The 23059-nt window shown below is 46.1% G+C and carries 20 protein-coding genes and 1 riboswitch; of the genes, 7 read left to right on the top strand and 13 right to left on the bottom strand.

The genetic code is table 11. The annotated features are described in order from the left end of the window. Positions 1-428: 428 nt before the first annotated feature. The 3 genes from ACR32F_RS03540 to ACR32F_RS03530 all read right to left on the bottom strand — a co-directional run bounded on the left by ACR32F_RS03540 (position 429) and on the right by ACR32F_RS03530 (position 3353). Positions 429-818: a hypothetical protein gene (locus tag ACR32F_RS03540; RefSeq protein WP_440116214.1), complete on the bottom strand. Its 390-nt coding sequence runs from the start codon at positions 816-818 to the stop codon at positions 429-431. A gap of 240 nt (positions 819-1058) precedes the next feature. After that, on the bottom strand, positions 1059-2435 hold the full coding sequence (locus ACR32F_RS03535; RefSeq protein ID WP_440116212.1) for an NCS2 family permease: 1377 nt from the start codon (positions 2433-2435) through the stop codon (positions 1059-1061). A 181-nt stretch (positions 2436-2616) separates the two neighbouring features. Beyond that, positions 2617-2716: riboswitch (purine riboswitch) on the bottom strand. Between the two features lie 382 nt (positions 2717-3098). Beyond that, the gene (locus tag ACR32F_RS03530; RefSeq protein WP_440116210.1) at positions 3099-3353 is read right to left on the bottom strand and encodes a hypothetical protein; all 255 of its coding nucleotides are present in this window, start codon (positions 3351-3353) and stop codon (positions 3099-3101) included. Between the two features lie 369 nt (positions 3354-3722). Here ACR32F_RS03530 and ACR32F_RS03525 point away from each other — a divergent pair, with 369 nt between their 5' ends. Next, positions 3723-4247, top strand: coding sequence for a pyruvate kinase (locus ACR32F_RS03525; RefSeq protein ID WP_440116208.1), 525 nt, complete (start codon positions 3723-3725; stop codon positions 4245-4247). A 640-nt stretch (positions 4248-4887) separates the two neighbouring features. On the opposite strand, the gene ACR32F_RS03520 is transcribed toward ACR32F_RS03525, so the two are convergent. The 7 genes from ACR32F_RS03520 to ACR32F_RS03490 all read right to left on the bottom strand — a co-directional run bounded on the left by ACR32F_RS03520 (position 4888) and on the right by ACR32F_RS03490 (position 13856). After that, positions 4888-5136 (bottom strand): tyrosine-type recombinase/integrase, encoded by a 249-nt coding sequence (locus ACR32F_RS03520; protein ID WP_440119666.1) that lies wholly within the window; start codon positions 5134-5136, stop codon positions 4888-4890. 79 nt (positions 5137-5215) lie between these two features. Continuing rightward, positions 5216-5791 (bottom strand): tyrosine-type recombinase/integrase, encoded by a 576-nt coding sequence (locus ACR32F_RS03515; RefSeq protein ID WP_440116206.1) that lies wholly within the window; start codon positions 5789-5791, stop codon positions 5216-5218. Between the two features lie 159 nt (positions 5792-5950). Next, positions 5951-7489 (bottom strand): glutamine-hydrolyzing GMP synthase, encoded by a 1539-nt coding sequence (guaA, locus tag ACR32F_RS03510; protein ID WP_440116204.1) that lies wholly within the window; start codon positions 7487-7489, stop codon positions 5951-5953. 373 nt (positions 7490-7862) lie between these two features. Further along, on the bottom strand, positions 7863-10226 hold the full coding sequence (locus ACR32F_RS03505) for a transglutaminase TgpA family protein (protein ID WP_440116202.1): 2364 nt from the start codon (positions 10224-10226) through the stop codon (positions 7863-7865). Further along, the gene (locus ACR32F_RS03500) at positions 10213-11466 is read right to left on the bottom strand and encodes a hypothetical protein (RefSeq protein ID WP_440116200.1); all 1254 of its coding nucleotides are present in this window, start codon (positions 11464-11466) and stop codon (positions 10213-10215) included. Before ACR32F_RS03500 ends, ACR32F_RS03505 begins: the two co-directional genes overlap by 14 nt. After that, positions 11463-12452, bottom strand: a complete 990-nt coding sequence (locus ACR32F_RS03495) for an AAA family ATPase (RefSeq protein WP_440116198.1) — start codon at positions 12450-12452, stop codon at positions 11463-11465. The genes ACR32F_RS03500 and ACR32F_RS03495 overlap by 4 nt, the downstream gene beginning before the upstream one ends. 102 nt (positions 12453-12554) lie before the next feature. Then, entirely contained in the window at positions 12555-13856 is a 1302-nt protein-coding gene (locus ACR32F_RS03490) for a polysaccharide deacetylase family protein (RefSeq protein ID WP_440116196.1), read from the bottom strand. 250 nt (positions 13857-14106) lie between these two features. Here ACR32F_RS03490 and ACR32F_RS03485 point away from each other — a divergent pair, with 250 nt between their 5' ends. Continuing rightward, entirely contained in the window at positions 14107-14751 is a 645-nt protein-coding gene (locus tag ACR32F_RS03485; protein ID WP_440116194.1) for a DedA family protein, read from the top strand. A gap of 98 nt (positions 14752-14849) precedes the next feature. Here the strand turns inward: ACR32F_RS03485 and ACR32F_RS03480 are convergent, their stop codons facing one another. Beyond that, on the bottom strand, positions 14850-16154 hold the full coding sequence (locus ACR32F_RS03480) for an MFS transporter (RefSeq protein ID WP_440116192.1): 1305 nt from the start codon (positions 16152-16154) through the stop codon (positions 14850-14852). A gap of 174 nt (positions 16155-16328) precedes the next feature. On the opposite strand from ACR32F_RS03480, the gene ACR32F_RS03475 reads away from it, so the two are divergent. Genes ACR32F_RS03475 through ACR32F_RS03455 form a run of 5 tightly spaced genes read left to right on the top strand, consistent with a single transcriptional unit; the run spans position 16329 to position 21595 of the window. Next, positions 16329-17843, top strand: coding sequence for a spore germination protein (locus ACR32F_RS03475; protein WP_440116190.1), 1515 nt, complete (start codon positions 16329-16331; stop codon positions 17841-17843). An 18-nt stretch (positions 17844-17861) separates the two neighbouring features. Continuing rightward, the gene (locus tag ACR32F_RS03470) at positions 17862-19064 is read left to right on the top strand and encodes a Ger(x)C family spore germination protein (RefSeq protein ID WP_440116188.1); all 1203 of its coding nucleotides are present in this window, start codon (positions 17862-17864) and stop codon (positions 19062-19064) included. 5 nt (positions 19065-19069) lie between these two features. Continuing rightward, positions 19070-19306, top strand: coding sequence for a hypothetical protein (locus ACR32F_RS03465; protein ID WP_440116186.1), 237 nt, complete (start codon positions 19070-19072; stop codon positions 19304-19306). A 17-nt stretch (positions 19307-19323) separates the two neighbouring features. Beyond that, on the top strand, positions 19324-20430 hold the full coding sequence (locus tag ACR32F_RS03460) for a GerAB/ArcD/ProY family transporter (protein WP_440116184.1): 1107 nt from the start codon (positions 19324-19326) through the stop codon (positions 20428-20430). A 52-nt stretch (positions 20431-20482) separates the two neighbouring features. Then, positions 20483-21595 carry a GerAB/ArcD/ProY family transporter gene (locus ACR32F_RS03455; protein ID WP_440116182.1) on the top strand — a complete coding sequence of 371 codons (1113 nt, stop codon included), beginning with the start codon at positions 20483-20485 and terminating at the stop codon, positions 21593-21595. 168 nt (positions 21596-21763) lie between these two features. Here ACR32F_RS03455 and bcp read toward each other — a convergent pair whose 3' ends face one another. Together bcp and ACR32F_RS03445 are read right to left on the bottom strand one after the other, a co-directional pair. Continuing rightward, positions 21764-22228 (bottom strand): thioredoxin-dependent thiol peroxidase, encoded by a 465-nt coding sequence (gene bcp / locus ACR32F_RS03450; protein WP_440116180.1) that lies wholly within the window; start codon positions 22226-22228, stop codon positions 21764-21766. Positions 22229-22273: 45 nt separating this feature from the next. Next, positions 22274-23059, bottom strand: coding sequence for an ABC transporter permease (locus ACR32F_RS03445; RefSeq protein WP_440116178.1), 786 nt, complete (start codon positions 23057-23059; stop codon positions 22274-22276).

Here is a 23059-nt window from a genome sequence, read left to right as displayed (position 1 = left end):
TTTGCTTGCCGCACCGTGTTTCTCGTGTTTTCTTGGCCGGAATTAGAATATACCATGTACAGTTTTAGAACGCAAGTCTTTTTTTCAAGAAAAGCTCCATTCCCCCCTCTGATCCCCACATTCCCTATAAACCAGTCTAAACCTACTTACTCAGGCCATACTTTAACACTCAAACACTATCGCACAAAGCGGAGGGAAATATCCTCAGTTATTATTCAAAGGCTTTGATATGCATTCCAAACCCGGAGTTTTGATACTCCATTTCGTAACACTACTATCTACTATATATAGTAGGTAAATTAAGATGATTATTTATGAAGCCTAGAAAAACAATAACGGATATCTTCGCCCCAGTTAGTGACCACCCCAGTGCAGCTATATTATCGAATTAAAGATGAATCTCGAAAATCTCTTTCCCAATATATCTATCATGGCCTTATGATCTCCCCATCTAATCCACTCACATCAAAAAATCCGACCTGATGTTTCTTAGCTAACTCACGCATCAAGCTATATGCATCCTCCGCAACAGACCATGCGAAGGCAGCGTAGATCAAATCTTCTCCCAGAGAATAGTCCGTTAATCGATTATCCGTTCCAGCCTCTTCCATCGCTTCAAAAATCTCATCGTCTACGTTCATTGGAGGAAACGTCTGAATAAGCTCTTTATATAAATGTTGCAACTTGCGTGAGCTAACTGTAATGTCCGAATAAGAATGATCTTCCGACCATTTTGTCTGCTCACCATACCATTCCATAAATGCCGGTTTATCTACAGGAGCCTTGGATGGATCAAAAACCATTAAATCATAACTCATATTCGTCCCTCCCCTAATATAGAAGAAATTCAATTCCATTTATCTCATTAAAGAAAGATTAACCTCTTCACGAAACATTTCAACGAGTCTCCTGTCCCTTATTTCAAAGTTCATGCTACCTATTATAGAAGAAACGAAAAAAAGCGAAAGCCCCGATAGTGTACCGAGGCTTCCGCTTCTTTCATTTATATAATAAGAAATACATCATAAGTAACTGACTCATTTCAATCCATCAACTTGTTACTCTCCGCCCATAAATACATATCGGCACACAACGATGATAGCCAGTATCCACATGAGCCAGTGTATCTTCACTTTGCGTTCGGTAACCAGGTTACTGAATACAGCCAGAATCACATAGGATATAATCCCTGCGGAGATCCCGTTTGCAATTCCTCCAGTGAAAGGCATCAATACAATGGTAAGGAAAGCCGGGAAAGCTTGCAGGAAGTCATCCCACTCAATGCTGCGAACCTGACTCATCATAAGTACACCCACGATAATAAGTGCCGGGGCTGTTGCAGCGGATGGTACAACCAGGGCAAGTGGTGCGATAAACAGAGCCAGAATGAACAGGAGACCTGTCGTTACGGAAGTCAGACCTGTACGTCCTCCTGCTTCAACACCGGATGCACTTTCGACGTACGCGGTAATTGTACTTGTACCCAATGCAGCACCTGCGCTGACACCGACTGCATCGACAAGCATCGCTTTACCAATGGTTTTTTCGCCTTTTTTCTTATCCTTCATAATCCCCATTCGCGTTGCTGTCCCCACCATCGTTCCGAATGTGTCAAACAGCTCTACAAAGGTGAAGATAAAGATAATTTCAAACAATCCAAGACTAATGGCACCCTTCAAATCTAGTTGTCCCACCGCTAGATCGCTGAAGTTAGGCAACCAGCTTGCACCGGACAAGCCGCTAAGATTCGTAACGCCCATCGGGATACCAATCAACGTTGTGGCAATGATACCGATCAATAATGCACCTTTGACGCGCATAACCATCAGTACAGCAATAATGAGCAGTCCGATCAGGGCCAATAATGCATCATGATGCGTTACAAAATTCCCCAAAGATAGATTAAAGCTGCTGCCCGGAATCGGTTGGCTCAGATCTGCATCAGGTGCAACATTGACTGTTACAGCGACCAGATTGGCCAGTTTGAAACCGACAATGGTAATAAAGAGACCAATACCAACCGTAATAGCCATCTTTAATGAATCCGGAACTGCAACAAGCAGCATTTGACGAATTCTGGTCACAGTCAAAATAATGAACACAATCCCCGAGAGGAACACAGCTCCCAGAGCTGCCTGCCAGGTAATCGCACCATTCGAGCTCAGGACCACGGTCATGAAGTAAGCATTCAACCCCATACCCGGTGCCAGCGCAATCGGGATGTTAACGAACAATCCCATAATAATGGTCATCAATCCGGCGCCAACGGCTGTTGCAAAAAATACTGCATTATCCGACATCCCCGCCCCGGCTTGTCCCAAGAACAACGTGTTTACAAAAAGAATGTACGCCATTGTCATAAAGGTAGTAAGACCCGCAACAATCTCCGTTCTAACGTTCGTTCCATTTTCTTTTAGTTTAAAGAAACGATCCATAATTCACTAACTCCTCCTTAGAGATGTTGAAGCCATATTGAAAAACGACAAATGACCCTGAAGATAAATATCTCACCCAGGGTTATCGCTGACGAGGAGAGGCACTGTGCCAATTACGGAGAACAAAAAAAATTCTAATGTGCGTGATGTTATGCCCGACGCAATCATGTAGAATTCATGTGCTCAGCCTTCTCCTCTTCGTAGCCAGATCATTAGGGTGATCTCGTAGAGACTCCCGGGCCAATCCCCGGAATTATACGAAGTAGTATGCGCTATTTGTGTGTTTCCCATCACTATTTTAGGAGGGTTACCTGTAGTTTGTCAATGAGAAAAACGAATGTTATTATCAACTCTTAGATAAATCGTTCGTATTATTTAACAAAATGAACCAGTTCAGCGGTTTACAACCCAAATTAAAATGATTTTTACGTGAATTATTTAGGTGCATATGTCGATCTTGCCACAGGTTTCTCTTCATCTTCAACACTAAAAAGCTACCGTGGTTAAAGGTGCACGTACACCTTTAACCACGGTAGCTTAACGGTTCATCTAGAAGATGGTTATATGAGGAGCATAACGTATCTTAATATTCAATAGTTTAGGTATACGGAGCAAGCTGCGACGATCGCCAGATCACTTTTTTATATGATATGTCCTATGTTTTTATATTTCTGTCTTAAGTACACCCTTTGCCTGTTGTTGCTCCTGACCATTGTTCACCGTTGATCCTTCAGATATGTCCTGGTTTCGGGTCTGATCGGAAGATGAGTCTGCTCCTGCCTCTAAGTTAACAAATGAAAAGTCTCCCGAACCGGAAGCCAAGTCTTGCACACCTGAACCGCATCCTGCCAGCATCACCATCAGAAACGCACTTCCAATGCCCATCTTCCATTTGCTCATATAGTCGGTTTTACGCATACATTCAATTCTCCCTTCAGTAGCCATATAGCCTTTAGTATGTACTCATTGTACAGGCTGGACCTGAAAGGATCATGAAGTGAACCTAAAAAAGGGACAAACGATGAAAAATACTACTGGCATTTCCATGCCAAAAAAGGAAACACTCTTAGAACAGGACACATTTTTTATGGTGTAGCTACCCAAACAGGAGCTAATCCTGCAAGATAATATTATCGTTTCTTTAATTTACATACCCTCTCCAAAACTACATTAAAGAAATAAATGTTATTAACTTTCATTATTATAGTTAAATACTTTCACAAAAGTAAATAAAATAAGACATCATAAAGTTAATCACTTATCCCCAAGAAAAGGGAGGCCTTCTAATTGCACATCGATATCCAAAAACTCCATGATAAATACCTGTCATTGAGCATTCCCAATCCTTTCTCGTTGGAACAAATTCATTCTAGACTAACTGAGGAGTATTACGCTGAAAAGGTAGATTTAGAACATTTCTCTAGTTTACGCAATGACCCTGAGGCTAATTTTGATCAGGCTGTGGCAGCCTATACCATTCGTGACCCCAGAGGTACAATTAAACTAATTAAGTTGAATAAAGTTGAAGACATTCATGAACCATTAGAATTTAGCTGGGTAATTGATTCAACAGTAATCGGGATGTCCTTTTTGTTCAATCTTGAGTTGAACATATTTGATGGTATTGAAAAATCGGAAATGTGTCTTGGCAATCTTCGTTATGAAGAGTATTTGATTGCCCTCTATCTAGCAGGCTATATTAAATTCGAAAATGATCCTTTAATTGACGAAATAACTGCCCGTTATAGAGCTGGGAATTATCTACGCTATTTCGGAATGCAGGATGGTTATGAAAACTATCTGTACAAGTAAACGATAGTTTTATCAATAGTCTTGTTAATGCCTTTTCGCCAAGGAAGGGCTTTTTTTATTCGCACGCTTTATCAATTTGGTCAGCCCGTCGCGGTGGAAGTGTACACCGGCAAATCGTGGTAATTAATAGGATTTTTGATCTCCCCCCCCCTCCCCTAGTCGGTCGAAAGTGATGTCTAATATGGATTAGACATCACTTATAACCTTAAAATATCCATATATTAGAATAAAAGTATTTAAAACAATTGATATACTCTACTTTTGCATATTTATTCATTACAAATAATTATTTCATCTTAGTTCAGTACAATTTCCGGAAATCAGATGACACTTCTATGCATCAGAATGTTGTTTTAATCACCTTTATTTCTTTCATGACAATTGACCAGACAGACCACTATGTGTATCATCTTGAAGAATAAGCCGTTACACACTCCAAAACTCTACTAGCGCCCTACTTCTACCAATGAAGCGAGCGTGAACCTCTAGAAAAGTTGATGGAGAGTGCTTCCTTTCTTCTTAAGCAAGTAGCAAGACAACTATGCAAGTCTCATTTGTAGGGAATTCGTCCTTGCATAGAAAAGAGTACATATCCATTACACACAATTTTCAGTTCTGAGCATTTCATAGGTTTTATTGCTTATATCCTTACCTTATTCAATAGACTATACACTTTCCCTATTTCCAATATATCATGTTGCTCTAGTCCTCTTAGATACTTGGAAGTAATCTGTGTATCAAAATGTCCCATTAGTCTACTCAGGCTATATACATCTATTCCATTCTTCAATTGCTTCTGAGCAAAATAATGACGACAATCATGTGGTGAACACCGTACCTCCTTTCTTACTCCTGCTTTTTTACAATGCTCTTTCAGTATCTTATTGATACGTGAACGTGATAAACGCTCAGCAGATTGGTCTAGGAAATAATAATCCTTGTGCTTAAAGCGTCCCTGCTTCGCTTCCTCATACTTCCCTTCTCATTATCTTGCTAATGTAGATTAGATGCTCCTTAGAGCCTTTACCATGGATGAGAATGTGCGCTCTTGATACATCATCATTCTTGATGTTACACAGTTCTGAAACACGTATCCCAGTATCAAATAGCATGATAAGAATTAACTTATCCCTTAGATTAGAGTAGGTTCCTTCATTCACATCATTAATGATACGCCTTACTTCTTCATCATTAAATGTAATAATTACTCGCTTCTCTTCCTTCAAGTTCTTAATTCTCCGCATAGGATTATCCTTCTCATCTATATATTCTTCACCTACAAGATATTGAAAGAACACTTTAATTGTGGCAAGTTGATTATTGATTGTAATATTGGCTTCTTTACCTCTACTTTGACAGTGCTGAATATACTTCTTAATATGCATTGAAGTCACTGCTTCCGCTTCCTCAACTTCTAATTGCTCATTAGTGAACTCCATCCAACGTTGCAAGCGATACATACAGCCTAAGATATACTCCTTTTTTCTGCCTTGGATTTCTTGATTCAACTTAAAATCATCTATTAATTCATTGATTCTTGACACAAAAAAACTCTCTTCTATTTGTTTGAATAACACAAATAAAAGAGAGAAATTTTTAAAGACCAATAGTTGCAGGTGAATGAAATATGATTTTCAATCGTTGTCTAAGACCCCTTATACAGCAAGGATTCTCAGTCAATAATCAATTGAAAAATACCCAAATCACTCCCACTCAATCGTTGCAGGTGGTTTGGAAGTTACGTCATACACGATACGGTTTACGTTATCGACTTCGTTAACGATCCGTACGGAGATTTTCTCCAGCACATCCCAAGGGATACGTGCCCAGTCAGCGGTCATGCCGTCGATGGATGTTACGGCACGAATACCTACAGTGTAGGAATACGTACGTGCGTCACCCATAACCCCAACACTCTTCATGTTAGGCAGGGCCGTGAAGTATTGCCAAATTTCGCGATCAAGACCGGCTTTGATAATTTCTTCACGCAGGATGTAATCCGAATCACGGACGATTTTGAGCTTGTCCTCTGTTACTTCGCCAAGTACACGGATGGCAAGACCCGGACCTGGGAACGGCTGACGCCATACGATCGCTTCTGGCAGACCGCACTCTTCGCCGACTTTACGCACTTCGTCCTTGAACAAGGCACTTAGTGGTTCGATCAGTTTGAAGTTCATGTCTTCAGGCAAGCCACCCACATTGTGGTGAGATTTGATGGTCTGTGCAGTCGCTGTACCACTTTCCACGATGTCCGTGTACAGTGTACCTTGCGCCAGGAATGCAAAATCATCAAACTGCTTGGACTCTTCGTCAAATACGTAAATAAACTCGTTACCGATAATTTTACGTTTTTGTTCTGGATCATCCACGCCTGCCAATTTGGATAGGAAGCGTTCCTGTGCATCGATTTTGACAACTTTCATGTCGAATTTGCCAACAAACGTCTCCATTACGCTCTCCGCTTCGCCTTTGCGCAGCAGACCATGGTCGATAAACATACATGTCAGTTGGTCACCGATGGCTTTGTGAAGCAGTGCAGCAACAACAGAAGAATCCACACCACCGCTCAGTGCGCACAGCACTTTACCGTCGCCTACTTTTTCACGAATATCCTTGATCGTATCTTCGATAAACGTCTCCATCGTCCAGTTGCCTTCGCAACCACAGATTTCGAACAGGAAGTTTTTAATCATATCGTTACCACGAACAGAGTGACGCACTTCCGGATGGAACTGGACAGCATACAATTTGCGCTCGTCGTTGCTCATCGCTGCGATTGGCGCACTTTCCGTGCCTGCATCCAGTTTGAAACCCGGAGGAAGAGTAACCACGTGGTCACCATGACTCATCCATACGGTGTGCTCCCCATCAATACCTTGTGCAAGAGCAGCACCTGCTGCGAACTCAATATCAGCTTTACCGTACTCGCGTTTCTCGGAACGTTCTACTTTACCTTCAAGCTGTTGAGCCATAAGCTGCATGCCGTAACAAATCCCGAAGATTGGAAGTCCCAGATCATAAATGGCTGGGTCAACATGTGGTGCATTTTCAGCATAGACACTGGATGGTCCGCCCGAGAAAACGATCCCTCGTGGTGACAATTCAGCAATCTTCTCTGCTGGGGTGTTATACGGCAAAAGTTCGCTGTATACGCCGAGATCCCGAATTCGTCTGGCGATTAACTGGTTGTATTGGCCCCCGAAGTCAAGGACAACCACAATTTCATTTGGTTTATTCATTACCGTGCCTCCCTCAATTCAATGAAACTAATTATACGCAACGACAAAACATACCGTCAAGGAAAGGCGAAACTCCTTTTTTCGACATTTCAAAACAGGGTGTACCAAATGATTTCAAAAAGGAGATTTCGGTTAAAACGCTTGGCAGCAAGATGATGGTTCAAGTGTATGATCGTGGAAAGACGCCTCATTCGCAATACAGCGAGAAAGGCGTCTTATATGTGACATGCAACGATGAACAAACGCTGCATAAAAGAATAGTACGCCAATGGTGATCGTCATCCGCTAACAACCTGCCATATTCTATGGGAAAGCGATAGCGAGTATAAAACTATGGCAGAGAATGTTGTGCCCTTGTTGTAACATCCCTGTGTTACAAGGCCTGTAGGCGCCGGGCCAGATGAAGTGCCCGGCGCAGGAAGTCCAGACTGTCCGCGCGCAGCGGACGGTCCGGCCCGTACAGCAGCCGCTCCCAGTCGGCTGCAAACCGCGCGATGTCCGCGCCGTGCGTGCCTGCGGCCAAAGCTGGGGACGCTGCATATTCACGCAGCGTCATCCCCGGCGGCCGCGGGCCGTACCGGCGCGCGAGCGCGGCCCAGACCGGAGCGGCGGCGCTGAGCAGCCGCTCACGGTCTGGAAAGCTGCTGCGCGGCCACGCCAGCAGCAGCCTTATCCGCAGCGCGGGGCGTAGCCGCCGCATGCGGACCAGAGCAGCGGCGCACAGCAGCGCCGCTGCCACAAGGGCTGCCGCGAGCCATGGCTGCGCGGCAATGGCCCGTGCGCGGGCGAGCAGCCATGCGCCCGCGTAAGCCACTCCGCCGTTCGTATGCGGCGGAGTCACCTCGCCGGGCTGCTGCCCGGCGAGCGCTGCGGCGTCTTCGCCCTTGCCTTGCACCATGGTGAAGCCAGGCGTAGCCTCGAATGGCATCCAGCCTGCACCCGGAAAATACACCTCTACCCAGGAGTGTGCATCTCCCTGGGAAACAATGTACTGACCAGGGAGATCCGGGTCAGCTACTCCGGAACCAAAGCCCTTAACCCAGCGTGCGGGGATTCCCTCTGCACGCAGCAACACAATCATGGCTGTCGAGAAATGATTGCAATACCCCTGCCGTGTGACGAATAGAAAATCGTCCACAAAATCCGCTCCTCGCGGCGGCATACGGGTATCCAACGTATATTCAGCATGAGCAGCCAGATAAATCTTTACGGCTTGCACAGCATCATAACGTGTATCACTCCCTTGGATGATCTCCTTGGCGAGAGTCTGCACTCGACCGGGAAGTGATGTGGGCAGTTGCAGATATGTCCTGCGAACAGCTGCAGGATCTTTCCCTTTATTTGTCTCCGCAAGCAGACGTAATTGAGCAGGCGATGCCACGGGAACCATGACGTCTGCTGTATAATTTTTAACCGTCTTATCGGTACCGGAGCCCGCGAGCCACAATGTTGCGGAATCTGTATTGGACAGCAGGGACAGCATGTTTCCCTGATTATCTCTGTTTTTATCCTGAAAGGATAGCTTGATTGGTATTCCACCAGTAAACAGCGGGTTCGGTGCTTTCCATTCCCGCTTCATCATGACCGTTTGGCGGATACGCTTCCAATAGGCTTGATTCTCCCAACCATCGGCACGAAGCAAACCCGATGGACTCGCACTTTCAAAACTTTGCCCAGGATCACTCCAGGTACTACCGTTATAATATGAACGAGTCTCCCCTCGCCAATACGTAACTTCCGGACTTCTCGCCGTAAAAAAGATGGAGTTCCCCTGCACCAAAGGCGCTCCCATGGGTGCATCCGCTGTGCTGTACCCCGTGACCGACGTTGCAGCCGGGATACTACTGTGCTGCGTATAACCTGCCCAGCGAGCTAAGCGTTCACCCATCTGTTCAAGGGATATGCGTTCGGGTTGAGGAATGGAAGCCAACTGGCCGGGTAACGCCGAGAAAAGCACCATACCTGCCGAAACTACAATGGTAACAGCAGTCCATCGCCCATAGGGACTGCCGTTATAACTGGGAGTAGTGACTCCTCCATTGAGGCGGAGTAGCTGCAGCAAGGCCTGGATAAGAAAAATCCATAGTACAGAACGTATTACTGAAGTATAGACATCCAGTCCGGCAAATGATTCGAGCAGCAGCAAATAGACCAGCGTTGCAATGCCAAACAGCATAACGCTTCGACGTAGCAATACCAGAGATTGCACGGAAGCCATGAGCATGCTCCAGCCGCACATCATGAGCAGGCCTCTCGTTTCGGTACTAATCGAGTGGAATTGCCAGTGATTCATAAAATGGCCCATGTCCGCTGACAGTGTTCCCGGATATGCAGTTGCCCATCCGACAGGATCACTTCCTCCGTACATCAGACATAATGCAGCCAGAGTAATAAACAATCGGATCAGCACTCCCGTGATCCAGCCTGTACGAAGTAACCCTGCGAGCAGCAGAGCTCCGGTTAATCCCGCCATCACGGACAAGAACCGTTCACTGCCCTGCTGACCCGATGACGTAACAGGATACATCCACTCCAGAGACAATAGGAGCAAAATGGCCGAAATAAAGCTTCTGTACAGGACAGGTACGATAACATGTCCCTCATCCTTTATATCCGTTACTGATGTCTGGTTCGCAGCTTTATATACAGAATGGGCCGATTTTATTCTCAAACGGGCTGTTGACTCTTGGTCAGCCACAGTGGAATTCGGTTGTTGGTTTCCATTATGCTCCCACATCCGATACCTCCGCCTTTCCCAATGAAGGTAACACACGGTCTGTCACTGAATGGATCGGCACCCCGATGTGACGAAGCTGCTCTAAACGGTCATATCCCAATCCATTCATCGATCTATCCGTTGATAATGACAGGATTGTCTCAGTCAGTTGCACCTCTACGCTGTAACCCAACCCGATTGCGGTCGTTATCCACTCGGCCAGAACCTGATCCAATTTGCCTGTGAGAACCACAATGCGTGACCCGCTCGCCAGTCTGTCCAGCATCTCTGTACGGATCGAAATAGGGACAGCTTGTACCTTGGATATTCGTGATCCCGCAAGCTTGTCCAGTGCATGATTTTCACAATCCATATGAAAGAGGTCCTGTTGCCATTTATCTTGACGACCATAACTCCTATCGCCACCTTCCATCCACAGATGATAAGGAATGTCATCCCGTTCAGCTGTATGAATCCAGCGGGCCGCTGCACGAACCACACGTTCAAAAGCAGGTGTATCCAAGCTCTCCGGCTGTTTCACGTCATAACCTGAAGCGCCTTCGTACACAAGGATGCCCAGCGAAGGTAAATCCGAGGTATCGGGCAAAAAGGTCTGAAGTCGACCCGTTTTGGCTGTACTTTTCCAATGAACACGTCCCAGGGGGTCCCCCTGTTGATATTCACGGAACTCAGGGCTACGGTTCCCCTGGCTGTGTCTTCGCTCAGACAGAGCCCCTTCGGTCATCGCTGCGAATTCTACCGAATCGCCCTCCCCCGAAGCCGTTGCTTGAGGAATAACAATCAGAGGTGTATCGCCCGTAGTCTCTGCGGAGATGGTATTCCAGCCAAATATATCCCCCCAGTACAGTCTGCCCGTTTCCCATCTGTAGACCCCTCTGCGTAAACCAGAACACTCATATTGATAGGTAAATTGACGCCGTGTTCCCGGGAAAATCAATTTGCGATGTACACCCGCAGGTGTGTTCTCACACAGAATGATCCATAACAATGGAATTCGGCAATCGAATTCCAGCTCCACCAGAACCCGCACCCCTTCGCCTGCTTCAATCCGTTTTGAATGCATTTTCCGACGAATGTTAAACCTTCGCGGTCCGAACCAATGGAGAAGCACCCCGCCTGTAAACATCAGGAAAGCCATCATGGACAGAAACAGCGCAGCTTTGCCCCCATGCCACATATACAAAGAAGCGAAAGCCACCACCAAGACAGCACTCAAAACCCGTTGTCCCGGTGCAGTCATTGCCTCCGTCCCCTTCCCTGTGATGCCATTTGTACAGGTACCGGGACAGAAGACATTGCTTCCTCTATGACTTGTACTTGTCCCCAAGTATCCGCTCTGTTCTGGGCCTTCAATTGAATACGATGGGAAAGGACGGGTACAGCCACCTCTTTTACATCATCCGGAATGACATAACTGCGTCCTTGAAGGTAGGCGAATGATTGCGCGGCAGCCATCCAGGCCAATGTTCCACGCGGGCTTATTCCCAGTCTTACCGCCGGAAGACTACGAGAGGCCACAGCAACTGCGACTAGATACTGTTTGACGACCGGATCGACATGTACTTGTTTTACTTCACGCTGCATGGCTACGACCTCTTCGGCAAGCAGAACAGGGCGAAGTTCATCCAGCAACTCCCTGCTTGCCATCCGGGTTAACAATTCCAATTCCTGCTCTGGATCGGGGTATCCCAGTCCAATCTTCATGATAAATCGATCCAGCTGTGCCTCAGGCAGACGATACGTGCCCTCGAATTGCAATGGATTCTGTGTTGCCAGCAGAAAGAAAGGACGTGGCAACGCATAGGTTGTGCCGTCAACCGTAACGCGCCGTTCCTCCATTGCCTCCAGAAGGGCAGACTGGGTGCGGGGTGAAGCACGATTTATTTCATCAGCCAGGACGATGTTGGACATGACGGGTCCAGGCCGAAACTTGAATTCACCTGTATGCGGGTGATAGATCGAAGTGCCTGTAACATCTGCCGGCATAACATCGGACGTGAACTGAATCCGGCCCATGGAGCAATCGAGCGCAGAAGCAACGGCACGAACCAGCATCGTTTTCCCGGTACCCGGCACATCTTCCAGAAGTACATGACCTCCACTGAGCATCGCAGTGAGGACATAACGAATCTCTTGTTTTTTGCCAATGATCACACTTTCAACACGCTTCATGACCCTGTTCAGCAATTCAACCGCATGTTCATGTTCCATTCGGATATAAGACATTTCCCTTGATCTCCTTCCATCCATCAGCATTCCTGAGCCATAGTAATCTATGATTCAGTGTTGCCCGGAAGTAGAGAGAATAGTCCTGTAAGAATGACTTTCTCAGATCATTTTATTCTTAAATACGCTATTCGTTGCTGATATGGATATGGAAGGGCCCGCCTTCACCGTCCACTCTGTTTCATTGCTGGTTAGTGAATGCACCCTTAGTCCCATCTGCTCCAGTAACTCACGCAGCGGAACCCAGATGGTCCCCCCCTGACTCTGTACCACTCCCGGTTCACTTGACCCTGACGTTGTCAGCGTTCTACTCACACTATCTGCATGAATCGTTCTTTCCTTCCATACCGCTGTGGCTGTCCTTGATTCTGCATCCCAGCGAGTGCTGCCCCCAAACTTTTTCATAAAGGTACGCAAAGGTACCATGATTTGCTGATTTTCCATGTGGAATTCTCCCGGCTTCAGGGTAGCCGCAGCCAATCCGACTTCTACCTTCAGCTTCTTGCTTGCGAGCCACAGCGCCGCATTCGCTTCTACATGTTCTGCAATCCAGGCCGTTCCCGGAGCCTTGCGCGCCTTATACCTGTCATCTGGATGTATACGGAATTGAACCGGTTGATCCGAACTCTTTATTGTGTCAAAACGATATCCATGATCACGATAATACTTGATAATACCCGGAAGTGCTTTTACCGTTTCAGCATGTGCACCTCCGTCATGCATCAGTACAATGACCGAGCGTGCGCCCGCAGGCACTTTGGTAGAATTGCTTAAGATTTCTTTGGCCGGAACGCCCTTGCGCTTGGAATCTCCACTGTCGACGTTCCAGTCCATGACGGTATATCCACCCAATTGGAGCAAATCAAAATAGCTCTGGTCAAAATGCCCATAGGTACCGCCTGGTGCCCGCACCAGATTCGGACGGAATCCGGTAATACGCTCTAGCACTTCCTCTGTCTGCTTGATCTGTTTCCAGAACACTTTGAAATCACTGTACAGCTGTTTGTATTGATGATTGAACGTATGATTGCCCAGAGCATGTCCATCCTCCACAACGGCACGGATCATCTCGGGATAACGCTCTGCTTGCTCACCCAGCACAAAAAATGTAGCTGGAACCTGCTCCTTGCGTAAAATATCCAAAACTTCACGGGTATGCTTACCCGGTCCGTCGTCAAAACTCAGATAGACTACCTTGTCTTGGGTATTCTTTACCTTCGTGATAGGCTCATCTGAGCCGGTAGCAGAAGATGCGTAAGCCGTTCCTGCATATGCGGCGAATGCACATAGCAATAGAACAATTCGGACTAGGAAAACAGACCATTGTCCAGATAAAAACGTATGTATGGATGTTACGGAGATTTCCCCATTTCCCTTGATTCTGAATTCCGGTCTCTGTACCATTTACGAATCGACCTCCACCGTCTCTAGTTAATTTGCTGATAGACTGATAGACTTCAGCAGATTTGTTAGAATTATATGGAGGTCGTCGCAAAAAAAGACGCGATTTTGTTTTATATTTTTCACAATTTAGGAAGGCTCGCGATTGATTCTTCGCTTCGGATTAGGTAGCATAATGGACAGGTAGTGTCGTGAACAAAATACCCTGGAGAGTACTTATGCTCCCACCCTGTCTGCAGGAGAGTGAAATCTATTGGAATTGCTTGAGAAGATCCAGCATTTGTTTGGGTCCTATGGATACAGCGTTTTGTTCTTTGGCTTGTTGCTGGAGTTTATTGCCCTTCCCTTTCCGGGAGAAACAACGATGGCTTACGCAGGATTTCTGTCCTACAAGGGGCATCTGGACTTCGGGATACTTGTCATACTGGCTTTTCTGGGAACAACGATCGGTATGACAATCACCTATTTTATTGGGGCCAAAGCAGGTCTGCCTTTTATTACACGGTACGGGAAATGGTTCCTAATGAAACAGGACAAGCTGGACAAGACGCAAAAGTGGTTTGCAAAGTATGGTAATGCCTTGATCTTCATCGGTTATTTCATTCCGGGTGTAAGACACTTTACCGGGTATTTCGCCGGAATAGCTGCTGTTCCCTTTCGCAAATTCGCGTTATATGCCTATTCAGGTGCACTGTTTTGGGTTGTGCTGTTTCTGGGCATTGGCAAAATATTCGGCCCCCAGTGGAATGCAGTATTCCAGCTGGCTCATCAATATGCAGCATATATCGTGGGAGGAATTGGCCTATTGCTCATCGCAGCCGTGCTTTACCGTTACCGCAAAGCGTGGGCAGCAAAATCCGTGTCCAAGCCAGCTCCTGTTCGCCAAAGACAAAAGTAAAATTTCTCCGTAATCCATCCTTAGAGACGTTTCATGTTTCCACTTTGGATAGGAATAAGCAAGAAGCTGCGTACGATTGCAGCTTCTTTTTTTCATGTTCATTTGGATATGCGTCTGATATGAAAAGCCTCACGTGCCCGTAACCATCCATAACCTGTCAGCAAAGCAGCAATCGCTGCGAAACCCAGACCACCAGCAAACCCCAGCTTCCGCGGTTCCACCACCTCCAATAATAAACCCGCACCAAACATGGATAATCCCAGCATGCTACTACTACATGCCGTCACTAATCCAAAGATGAGTCCACGGTATTTCTCAGGCGTTTCACGCATCAATAATGTATCCAGACAGGTATTGCCTACGCCTGACATAAGAGCCAGCAAAAGATAGATCAGGGAAGCAAGTAATGGTAGAGTCGCAGCACTAAGCAGCATAAGCAGGCCCCCTTCCACCAACAGACATATGATCACACCAGGTAGCAACCGGTGCTGGAAATAACGAGAGAACCAACTACTCAATACCAGGCCTGTTCCTAGTGCAGCGTAGAACACACCTACTCCCCAATCCCCCAATGCAAACACTTCAATCGCATACACACTGATTAATACATTATCGATCCCATTTATAACGGGTACCCATAACTCAAACAGAATGATGATCTGTAACGCTACAGAGGACCGAACCAATCGCCATATCGCTGAAGCCATATGAACTGTACCAGGGGCCCGAGTGATATCTGAAGTACAACCAGAACCCGCACTGGCTGACCTGTTCACATTTTCATATGAAGTCTCACCATCTTCAGCATCTCTTTCCGATGGAAACGATATTTTGCGGATCAACATAGCTGCCACCAGAAAACATAATGCATTGGTTATAAACGCGGCCTGCGGCCCCACCATGGATGAAGTGATTCCCCCGAGTAGGGCACCTAAAATTAGTACCGTACCATTCATCACCTGTTCAAGGCCGTTGATCTTAAGCAGATTATCCGGCTGAACAAGAAGCGGTATTCCTGATTTGCGAACCGGTGCGTAGAGGGCCTCAGCACAAGCCAGTAAAGTACTCACGGTGTACAGAATCCACAAATCACCCGTTTGATTTACGAACAAATAGCCCAAGGCAAGAGGCACCCTCAATACATTGGTAACCAGCATAATCATTCGCCGTGAAAAGTGCATGGTCAATAAGCCCCCTGCCGGGGCAAGCACCAGATATGGGATCACACGCAGACCAAGTACAAGTCCTACAGCTAGCCCTGACCCTGTAATACTAAGAATCAATGAAAGCATGGCAATCTGTGAAAATCGGTCACCTATGCCGTTTACCAATCCTGCAATGAAAATTCTTCGGTACCCCGATTCTTTTTGCAGGAGAGACAGACTGGGAAATCTGAATAACATGACGAATCCTCTTCTCAATAAATTAGATATAAATCTAATTAGATATTATTCTAATATATAGAGATTAGCAATCCGCTATTTATCCTTTGGCATATTCGATGACACTTTTATAATAATCCGTATTCATCCAGGTCATACTAATTTGAAAATATAGGGTGTATAGGGGGTGAAGGAATGAGTACAGCAACGCAAAGCAGTCAGAATCAGATAAAGATATCGCCGGATCTTACAGAAAATACGAATTATTGCATGAACGTGATGGGGAATAGCAAAGACTTGATGATTCGTCCTTTGCAATGTCTGCACAAGTGGCCTGCTGTCATGTTATACATCGATGGGATGGTAGATGTGCAGATTATTAATCAGTCCATCCTGGGATCCTTGCTACAAACCCGTGAGTTGCCTGACTTTGCGGCGGATCATGAGCATTTGACCTATCTACAGAATGATGTGCTCGCGACCAGCAGCGTCATACTAATTAATGAGATGAAAGATATTCTCAATGCTCTGCTGGCAGGCTTTGTTGTCATACTGCTTGAAGGATCGAATCAGGGGTTAAAAATCGCAGCAGCAGGCTGGGAAGACCGTGCTGTCAGTGAACCCATCTCTCAGACGGTTGTCCGAGGCCCCATGGAGGGATTTAATGAAAATTTACGAACCAATACAGGCCTGATCCGCAAGCGAATTCGGGATCCTCATCTCTGGATTGAAGAAAGAGAGATTGGGCGAGTCACCAACACCCGAGTAGCCGTGGTCTATTTGGAACATATCGTCGATCAAGAGGTCGTCAAAGAACTGCGGAGCAGGCTGGATCAGATTGATATTGACTCTATTCTGGAAAGCGGATATATCGAAGAGTTCGTACAGGACAAAACAGGTACGATCTTCCCTACGGTCTATAATAGTGAGCGGCCAGACAGCGTTTGTGCAGCACTGCTTGAAGGCCGGGTGGCGATCATTATAGACGGCACTCCTTTCGTACTGCTAGTTCCAGCCCTGTTTGTTCATTTCTTTCAGTCTCCCGAAGATTACTACCAACGGGCCGATATTAGCTCATTGATTCGCTTGATTCGTTACCTGGCCTTCTTTATCGCATTGCTCGCTCCTTCCTTTTACATTGCCATTAGCACCTTTCATCAGGAGATGCTTCCTACCAACCTGCTTATTAGTCTGGCCGCTCAGCGTGAAGGTGTCCCGTTCCCTGCTTTCATTGAAGCCATCTTAATGGAGTTAACCTATGAAATTTTACGGGAAGCCGGTATCCGAATTCCAAAGACTGTCGGCCAGGCCGTATCCATTGTGGGTACCCTTGTTATTGGTCAGGCCGCAGTAGACGCAGGCGTTGTATCGGCTGCCATGGTGATCATCGTATCTATAACAGCGATATCCAGTTATGTTATTCCTGAAAATGGGTTATCCATCTCTGTGCGAATCCTGCGTTTCGTGCTGATGATCCTGGCTGCAGCCTTTGGTTTTTACGGAATTCTGATGGTTCTGCTGATTACGGTAACACATCTATGCAGCTTAAGGTCCTTTGGGGTATCTTACATGTCCCCGTTCGCACCTTATATCGGAAAAGATCTCAAAGATACCATTTTTCGTGTGCCTTGGACCCGGATGAAAACCCGTCCTCTTTCTACTGGAACGCCGAACGAAACCAGACAGGCAAACAAAAAAACGAAGCGATAATCGGTAAGGAGAACGTGTATGAACAAATGTCTACAATGGATTCTGTCTTTTGCCGTTCTGCTCCCTCTCCTTACCGGATGCTGGGATCGACAGGAACTCAATGAACTTGGCATTATGCTGGGACTGGGTGTGGATAAGGATGGCGAACTGATTAAGGTCACGGCTCAAGTCGTTGTTCCCAATGAAGTATCTGCCAAATCAGGAGGAGGCAACGGGACACCTGTGGCGCAATACCAGGCCTCTGCCCCCACGCTCTTTGAAGCAATGCAGAAGTTAACGCAATCAAGCCCCCGGCGTATCTTTATGGCGCATATTCGCGTGTTAATTTTTGGTGAGGAATACGCCCGTAAAGAAGGCATTTATGATGTAACTGAAGCATTACTGAGGGAACCTACGGTGCGTCCTGACTATTACGTCATGGTCGCACGAAATACAACGGCATCCAAAGTACTTGACGTGTTAACACCATTGGAGAACATCCCTGCAGAGAAAATGTTTAATTCGCTGGATGTATCGTCCAAAATCTGGTCACCCACGACCACCGTTACCGGGGATCGGTTATTGGAATATATGTTAGCTCCCGGAATACAGCCTGTCATCACCGGGGTAGAGGTTGTTGGCTCACAGGAGAAAAGCGGAAGCAAGGATAACATTTCAACCATCAAGTCTCCCGCCAGCCTGAGTTCAACCGGACTTTCCGTATTCAGAAAGGATAAGCTGGTTGGCTGGCTAACGGAAAGTGAATCCAAGGGATATAACTACATCCGAAACAATGTAGTATCCACCATTGGAAATATTCCTTGTCGGAAAAAAGGGTACGTGACCCTTAAAACCCTTCGCACAACAACCAAACGCAAAGCGAAAGTGGTCGCCGGGCGTCCCACCATTCATATCAAAGTCAAACATGTATCTTCCATCGGTGCCGTGGAATGTGGAATCAAGATCGGTTCAATGGAAGTCCTCAAGGAACTGGAGCGGGATAGTGAGGAACGGCTTGTGGAGCTAATGCAAGAATCCGTCAAGTCCGTGCAACGCAAATTTCATGTCGATATTTTCGGATTTGGACAAGATGTCTATCATACAGATCCTACATTTTTCAAAAAGGTGGAGAAGGATTGGGATAGCTATCTGGAAAATCTGGATGTGCATTACGATGTCAATGTGCAAATCAAACGTGTAGGGACACTGGATGATTCGTTCAAAGATGAAATTAAGGAGTGAACAGGATGTTGCTTACACTTAGCGTCATCGTGACTGCGGGACTGATCGGATGGTTCGATCTGCCTGCCCTCATCCGATGCAAGGAATGGAAAGAAACCGCCGTATATAGTTCCTTGCTGCTGCTGGCTACCTCCCTGAGCGTCGTTGCAGCAAACTTATGGGAATTTCCGAGTCCACTATATCTCATCATATGGATCTATGAACCTGTAAATCAATTTCTGGCACACTTGACTGGAACTTAGTAAAGGAGAGGGACACTATGCTTGAGCAGGGCCGCATTGGAACAAGACAATTGTCCACTCTCATTTTCATTATGGTGGTCGGGGATATGATGTTGATCTATCCCTCCGTTATCACTTCCTATGCCAAACAAGATGCCTGGATATGCGCTCTTGTCGGGGTTCCACTTGGATTGGCCCTCATGCTCATGTTTTTGAAGCTGTGTGATCTTTATCCCGAAAAAAATCTGGTACAGATTTCACGAAGTATTCTGGGTTTTTGGCCAGGTACTCTTGTCTCCATTTTTTATCTTTTCTTTTTTATCATAGGCACCTCCACACATACCCGAGAAGTCGGGGATTTCATGGCCTCCCAGATCTTTCAGTACACCCCCATTCGCGTCATCATCCTGATGTTTGTGATTACACTTGGCTGGGGTGTGTACCATGGGCTGGAAACGATGGGACGGAGCAGTGAATTGCTCATGCCTGTCCTTATTGTGTTTATTGTTGTGCTTGCATTCTGCCTGCTGTCGCAAGTTAATCCGAGCAATTTGAAGCCTGTGACGGGTACGGGTGTGGTCTCTATCTTGCAAGGGATTCTCGTTAGTATTATATATCCGGCAGGTGAGCTCATTCCGATCATGATGATCATCCCGTATACGTTGAAACAGGCACACCGCACCCGGGATGTTCTTATTGCAGTAGGACTCGGCAACCTGCTACTTGCAATACTGGTCACCATCTCACTGCTTGTTCTAGGTGCGTTCCTGACCCAACATAATATCTATACTTCCTTTGTGTTATCTCAAAAGATAAATATCGGTGGCTTTTTTCAACGTATTGAAGCCATTATGGCTTCTTCCTGGCTTATCTCTACATATTTCAAAGCGATGGTATACCTGTACGCATTTATTTTGGGATGTGCTGAACTGTTCAGCCTCAAGCAGTATCGCATGCTTATCTTGCCAGCAACAATGTTGACATTCGCCCTTGCCAATCTGGTCTCGCCCAATGTGACCTTCATTGTCATTACGGTCGTTCCATACTGGGTAGATTGGGATACCACATTATGCATTATTTTGCCTGGATTATTATGGTTGGTCCATCTGTTCAAACAGCGCTGGAAAACCAGATCTTCGGGATAAAAATACGGGAGCAACCAAGATGCAGGGTAAATCTGAAGGGAGGATAGGGGCCATGATCATTAAAGAAAGAATCAGCATTCGGCAATTCACCTTGCTTACCTTTCTTGTCATGGTGGGGGATATGATTCTCATCTATCCTTCGCTTGTCACAACCCTGGGCAAAAACGATGCATGGTTATGCTCTATCCTCGGCCAGCCCATCGGTCTATTCATCATTTGGATTATGTACAAGCTCCATCAGACCTATCCGGATCTTTCCCTGATTGAAATCAACAGAAAATTGCTGGGTCTGTGGGCTGGATCGGTTTTATCTGTTGGTTACCTGTTCTATTTCGCCATAGGCGCTGTCATCTGCATCCGTGAGGTTGGGGACTTTATGACAACCCAGATTTACCTTCAAACGCCCATTCGTGTGATTTTGATTATGCTCCTGTGTTCGCTGATCTGGGGCCTTATGAATGGTCTGCAAACCATGGGAGCCAGCGTCGAAATGCTAACCCCTGTCGTTGTTGTCTTTATGCTTCTCCTGTTCATGGGGCTTCTACCCAAAATAGACGGTTCACATCTGCAACCTTTTTTGAGCGTCAAGTGGATTCATCTGGTTGAAGCCATATTTCGCGGAGCCTTTACTTCATTTGGTGAACTTATCGTACTTACCATGATTCTTCCTTATGTGATGACCGGTCCAAATGTCAAACGCGATATGCTGCTTGCCACTTTGTTGGGAGGTTTGCTTCTAAGTGCGCTGTTACTGGTCTCACTACTCGTTGTAGGGACCTTCATGACCCAGCATAACATCTATATCTCTTATGCCCTGTCCCAGAAGATTAATATCGGTAACTTCTTTGAGCGTATTGAAGCGTTCATGGCGACGGCCTGGTTAATTGCCACCTATTTTAAATGCCTGCTGTATATGTTTGCTTTTATTATTGGACTAGCTCATCTGTTTCAGTTGAAAACCTATAAACCTCTTATATTGCCTACAGCCTTGCTTATGTTTGCGCTCGCCGTCCTGATTTCTCCCAATGTCCTTTTCTACACCAATATCATCATGCCTGTATGGGTAGATTGGGATATAACCGTAAGTTTCATCATCCCTCTATTCCTTTTGTTGGTTCATCGCATTCGTTCCGGCAAGGGCAAAAAAAGTCAGACTAATCCATAACGCTTCCCTACATGAATACTGGAATAAGTCCAACCCGTTTATACTGCCAAAATAGCCATATAAAAAGGCTGTGTTCTACGGTATGTTCCGCAGGCACAGCCTTCATATATAGGTTTTCGTTATAGCGAGTGAGGCTTATTACGCTTATACAGTTTCTACTTGCTGTTTCTACAGTTCCTGCAAAGCCTCCAGCGCAGCTTCAATATGACCTTTGACCCGTACCTTCGACCACGCCTTCAGCAGAACACCCTCTTCATCAATGAGAAACGTAGAGCGTACCAAGCCCATATATTCCTTGCCATACATTTTCTTCATCTGCCATACGCCGTATTGCTCGGCTACCTGATGCTCTTCGTCAGACAACAGAATGAATGGCAAGCCGTACTTGGCAATGAATTTGTCGTGCTGCTTCATCGGGTCTGTGCTAATGCCCAGAATCACCGTATTCAGCCCTTGGAATTCCTCATGTCGATCACGAAAATCACAGGCCTGCTGCGTACAGGAAGAAGTCATATCCTTCGGGTAAAAATAAAGCAATACCCGTTGTCCACGGTAATTCGATAGCTTCACGTTGTCTCCAGTACTCGACGGAAGCTCAAACTCCGGTGCCAGGGTACCTTCGGTTAATGTCATCTCATTTCCTCCCTATCTCGCCCAACATCTCCTAAAGGGCTTCCGTTATGATCCTGCTCCGCGATACTTCTTCACGCCGTAATTCCATAGCAGAAGGCCAACGGAGCCGAATACCAGTCCCATCACAGGTGTCAAGAGTGCCATGCGGTGCATCTCCGATCGCTCCAGGAACAGCGCTGCCGGATAGATACCCACGAAGGCAAATGGAATGATCCATGTTAACAAGACCTGTATCGCACGATTATAGATCGTTATTGGATAACGTCCATATCCCTGAATGTTGTACATCAATGGCAGAATGCCTGTAGGTGCGTCCGAATAAAAGGACAGCGACGTTAAGGTGATATAGATACCCGCATAGATTAACACTGAGCTAAGAGCAAGAATAATGAGAGCCGGAATATGCCACCACTCCAGCATTAGACCCATCTCTGCCCCGCTAAAGATCATGATGATCAAACCGATAAACGAACCTACAAGCGCAGGCGGGTCCACATTTTCGAGCAAAATCTGGAACAGGTTATGCGCCGGACGGGTCAAGATGCGATCCATCTCACCTTTTACAATATACCGCTCGCTGAACCCCCACAGATTGATAAAACAACTGAAGATACCATAAGGCACCATAAAATATCCATAAACAAAAAGGACTTCACTCTCACTCCAGCCGCCGAGATTATCCGTATGACGGAAGACCACAAAGATAAAGATCAGGTTCGTTGCCTGGAACAGCAGATCCGATATGATCTCCACCCAGAAGTCGGCGCGGTACGTCAGACGTGTTTTCATGTAGTTTTTCAAATATTCCCAGATCAGACCTATATAGTACAT

Origin of the sequence: Paenibacillus hebaui (genome assembly GCF_051934385.1) — a bacterium.
Classification (GTDB): Bacteria; Bacillota; Bacilli; order Paenibacillales; family Paenibacillaceae; genus Paenibacillus.
This window is presented reverse-complemented; position numbering and strand designations above follow the sequence as displayed.